Below are 2,777 nucleotides of genomic sequence, written 5' to 3' on the forward strand. Positions count from 1 at the left end.
CGGCAGGGCTCGGCGCCCGCCCCGCAGCCCGCCCGCCGCCCCGGCGCGTTCGCCCGCGCCCTCCGCGCCGTGCGCACGTTCTCCGGCACCGCCGGCGCTCCCCCGCTCTGGCGCGAGCTCGTGCTGATCGCCCTGTTCTACACGGCCTACACGCTGACCCGGATCATCCTCGTCCAGGACGGCACGGGCCCGGCGTTCCGGCACGCGCGCGACATCCTGTCGCTGGAGCGGACCCTCGGGATCGACGTGGAGCTCGACCTCAACCGGTGGCTGCTGGAGCTCCCCGCCCTGGCCAAGGCCGCGAACCTGTTCTACGTGAGCATGCACTTCGTGGTGACGCTGAGCCTGGTGGTGTGGCTGTACCGGTACCGGCCGCTGGAGTACCGGTGGCTGCGCGCCGCCGTCATGATCGCGACCGGGCTGGCCCTGGTCGGGTTCTGGCTGTACCCGCTGGCCCCGCCGCGCTTCCTCGGCAGCGCCGGGTTCGTCGACCCGGTGACCGCGCTGCACTTCTGGGGGCTGTACTCCGGCGACTCGGCCGGGACGATGACCAACCAGTACGCGGCGATGCCGTCGATGCACGCCGGCTGGTCGCTGTGGTGCGGGTTCGTCCTGGTCCGGCTGGGGACGCAGAAGTGGGTGAAGGCGGTCGGCGTGGCCTACCCGGTGACGACCGTCCTGGTGATCCTGTCCACCGCGAACCACTACATCCTGGACGCGGTGATCGGGAGCTCGCTGATCGTCGGCTCGCTGGCGCTGTCCTGGGTGCTGTACCGGCGGCCCCCGGAGGTCCTCCAGCGGGCCCGCGGCCGGGCCGGATCGGCGGTCCGGACGGGTCGCTCGAGGGTAATGGTTCGGCTTCGGACCGTGGCCGGTGCCAGGTCGGCGGAGCGCGTCTGACATGCTCGGGACATGGCCAGGACGGCGGACTCCCGAGGCACCGGTCCGGGCCCGGCGGAGTACCGCGGGACGGGCGCCGGGTCCGCCAGACCGCGCCTGTGGACCGAACTCGCGATCGTCCTGATCTGCTACCTCGGCTACGAGTTCACCCGCAACCTCGTCCCCGCCGAGCGCGCCCTCGCCCTCCGGCACGGCCGCGACCTGCTGCTCGCCGAGGCCCGCGGCGGCCTGGACGTCGAGTACGCGCTGAACCGGCTGTTCGTCGACAACTCCTGGATCGCCGTCCCGGCGAACTACTTCTACTCGACCATGCACTTCGTCATGACGGTCGGCGTGCTGGTCTGGCTGTACTGGCGCCACCCCGGGCCGTACCGGGTGTTCCGCGCCGCGCTGTTCTTCCTGACCCTGGTCGGCCTGCTCGGCTTCTGGCTCTACCCGCTGGCCCCGCCGCGCATGCTGGCGGGCTTCACCGACACCGTGATCAGCTTCGGCACCTGGGGCATCTACACCACGGGCCCGACCGCCTCGGTCTCCAACCAGTTCGCGGCGATGCCGTCCATGCACACCGCCTGGTCGCTGTGGTGCGCCGCCGCGGTCGTCTCGCTCACCCGCCGCCGCTGGGCGGTCGCCCTCGCCGTCCTGTACCCGGTCGCCACCATCATGGTGATCATGGGGACGGCCAACCACTACCTGCTGGACGCCGCGGCCGGGGCCGCCACCTCGGCCCTCGGGCTGGCGCTGGCGTTCGGCGGCGCGCGCGTCCTGGTCCCGTCCCGTCAGCCCGCGCCGTAGAAGACGCGCTCGACGACGCCGCGGGCGCGGCGGGCGTGCCGGTGGTAGTCCTCCAGCAGGTCGCCCGCCGCCGGGTAGCCGAGCACCCGCGCGACCGCGCTGCGCTCGTGGTGGTGGTCGGTCGGCAGCAGGTCGGACGGGCGGCCCCGGACCAGCACGATCGCGGACCGGATCCGGGTGGCCAGGCACCACGCCTCGGCGAGCTCCGCCGCGTCGGGCGCGTCCAGCAGCCGGGCGGCGACGGCGGCGTCCAGGGCGGCGAGGGTGCGGGTGGTGCGCAGCGCCGGGATCTCGTGGGCGTGCCGGAGCTGGACGAGCTGGGCCACCCACTCCACGTCCGACAGCCCGCCCGGGCCGAGCTTGAGGTGGAGCCGGCGGTCCGCGCCGCGCGGCAGCCGCTCGGACTCCATCCGGGCCTTGAGCCTGCGGATCTGCCGGACGGCGTCCTCGTCCACGCCGTCCTCGGGCCACCGGACGGGATCGATGACCTCGCGGAACCGCTCGCACAGCCCCGGATCGCCGGCCAGCGGGTCGGCGCGCAGCAGCGCCTGGCTCTCCCACGGCTCCGACCAGCGGGCGTAGTAGGCGGCGTAGGACGCCAGGGACCGCACCAGCGGGCCGGACCTGCCCTCCGGACGCAGGTCCGGGTCGATCTGCAGCGGCGGGTCGGCGGCGGGCAGCGCGAGCAGCCGCCGCAGCTCCGCGACGACGGCGGACGCGGCGGACCCGGCGTCCCGCTCGTCCGCGCCGGGCTTCGGGTCGTGCACGAACATGACGTCGGCGTCGCTGCCGTAGCCGAGCTCGTGGCCGCCGAACCGGCCCATCGCGACGATCGCGACGGCGGTCGGCAGCGGGCCGCGCCGCTCCAGCTCGATCTTGTCCACGGCGGCCTCCAGCGCGGCCCCAAGGGTGACGGCGGCGATGTCGGTCAGCGCCTCGCCGACGGTAACGGGGTCGAGCCGGCCGAGCAGGTCGGCGGCCGAGACGCGGAACAGCTCCCGCCGCCGGACGCCCCGGACCGCCGACACCGCGTCCTCCGCGGACGGCCCGTCCCCGGCGCGCCGCCGGACCGCCGCCAGGGCCTC

3 protein-coding genes are annotated in these 2,777 nt (G+C 74.7%); 2 read left to right on the forward strand and 1 reads right to left on the reverse strand.

What is annotated here, in order from left to right; all coding sequences use genetic code 11:
• Together DZF91_RS25450 and DZF91_RS25455 are read left to right on the forward strand one after the other, a co-directional pair.
• The coding region (locus DZF91_RS25450; protein WP_235834550.1) for a phosphatase PAP2 family protein at nt 1-900 on the forward strand (900 nt) is incomplete at its 5' end.
• A gap of 12 nt (nt 901-912) precedes the next feature.
• Entirely contained in the window at nt 913-1,692 is a 780-nt protein-coding gene (locus tag DZF91_RS25455) for a phosphatase PAP2 family protein (RefSeq protein ID WP_117359747.1), read from the forward strand.
• Here the strand turns inward: DZF91_RS25455 and DZF91_RS25460 are convergent.
• Nucleotides 1,677-2,777 (reverse strand): [protein-PII] uridylyltransferase family protein (locus DZF91_RS25460; RefSeq protein ID WP_456236656.1); only part of this gene is annotated, 1,101 nt, incomplete at its 5' end. The two genes, DZF91_RS25455 and DZF91_RS25460, sit on opposite strands and share 16 nt — an antisense overlap.

The sequence above is a fragment of the Actinomadura logoneensis genome (assembly GCF_003428695.1).
In the GTDB taxonomy this organism is placed as follows: domain Bacteria; phylum Actinomycetota; class Actinomycetes; order Streptosporangiales; family Streptosporangiaceae; genus Spirillospora; species Spirillospora logoneensis.

Coding starts and splice junctions, on each gene's coding strand:
- DZF91_RS25455 (WP_117359747.1), top strand. CDS start 913: ATGGCCAGGACGGCGGACTCCCGAGGCACCGGTCCGGGCCCGGCGGAG.